1 protein-coding gene is annotated in these 1,400 nt (G+C 66.1%); it reads right to left on the bottom strand.

The window, feature by feature from the left end:
* Window positions 1–1,079, bottom strand: a 1,079-nt coding sequence (locus tag ACWDZ7_RS42825) for an IS110 family transposase (protein ID WP_451804383.1), incomplete at its 3' end; no start/stop codon positions are given.
* Window positions 1,080–1,400 lie beyond the last annotated feature (321 nt).

Here is a 1,400-nt window from a genome sequence, read left to right as displayed (position 1 = left end):
AGCTTGCCCTCGGCGCGTTTGCGTTCGTAGAACCGGCGGGATTCCTCGCAGTGTCGGATGCTGAACAGGGCCGAGGTGTAGAAGACCCGTTGGAGTCGTCGGTTGTATCGCTTGGGATGCCGCAGGTTCCCGCTGATCCTGCCGGAGTCGCGGGGCACTGGGGCAACGCCCCCGAAACCGGCGAGCGGGTCCGCGGTGCCGAAGGCGGCCATGTCGCCGCCGGTGGCAGCCAGGAATTCAGCACCCAGGATGGGGCCCATGCCGGGCAAGCTGGTGATCACGTCGAAGGCAGGGTGCTCGCGAAACCGGGCCTCGATGTGCTTGTTGATCTCAGCAACCTGCTGGTTGAGAGCCATTACCTCCACCGCCAGCGTGTGCACCAGTTGCGCGGCCAGCTTCTCGCCGGGCAGACTCGTGCGCTGTCGCTCTGCGGCCTGGAGAGCGGTCTCGGCCAGCTGGCCGGCCCGGAGCACGCGGCGGTTGCGGAGCCAGGTCTCCAGCCGCTTGCGGCCGATCCGGCGGATGGCCGCGGGAGTCTGGTAGCCGGTCAGCAAGGTGAGAGGCCCGGTGTTGGTCACATCCAAAGCCCGCTCCAAGCCCGGAAAGATGCCGGTCAGCTGGGCGCGAAGACGATTGACGGTGCGGATGCGGTCGGTGACCAGGTCCATGCGGCGAGCGGTGAGGATCTTGAGATCGATGACGGTCTCGTCGCCCGGGTGCAAGAGGTGCAGACCGTGTCGGACACCGGCCTGGTCGGCGATGACGGCAGCGTCCCTGGCGTCGGTCTTGCCCTCGCCCCGGTAGCTTTCGCTAGCACGGCTGATAGCTCGGCCGGAGATGTAGTGCACCGTCTGGTCATGGTTGAGGAGGATCGCGATGGCCAGGGCGGCTCCGCCGTCGGCCAGGTCGATTCCCCAGGTTGTTTCGTCGCCTAAGGCCAGGACATTGGCCAGGAGTTCGAGCATGTCGGGTTCGTCGTTGGCGATGCGCCGTGACAGCAGCCGACGGCCGCTGCCGTCGATCGCGACGCAGTGGTGATGGGTCTTGCCTGCGTCGACGCCGACCCAGATCGCGGCCATGAGTGCCTCCGTGCAGTGTGCTGTTGGCTCTTCCCACGGACGACCTCGCTGTCAACTCCCTACAGAGCGATCATTCGCAATTCCTAATCGGCAGCCGAGTCGTCGCGGGGCGCCGAGCGGCCAGTCAGTCAAAGCCACCAGCGGCAGAGCGTTTCCAACCACACTCGGCGCCCCTGGGCGGGTCAACCATACGAAGGGCTCACCACGTCCCGCAGAACAACGTAGGGAGCGTTTGGTTTCGTTGGGTTGGGTTCTGCGCCAGTTGGGGGTGGTTTCGCTGGTGAGGCGGCTGCTGGTGAGGTTGATCGTCGCGGGGTGGAG

The sequence above is a fragment of the Streptomyces sp. NPDC003032 genome (assembly GCF_053591415.1).
The sequence above is the reverse complement of the archived record's forward strand: the minus strand, read 5'-3'. Positions and strand labels throughout refer to the sequence as shown.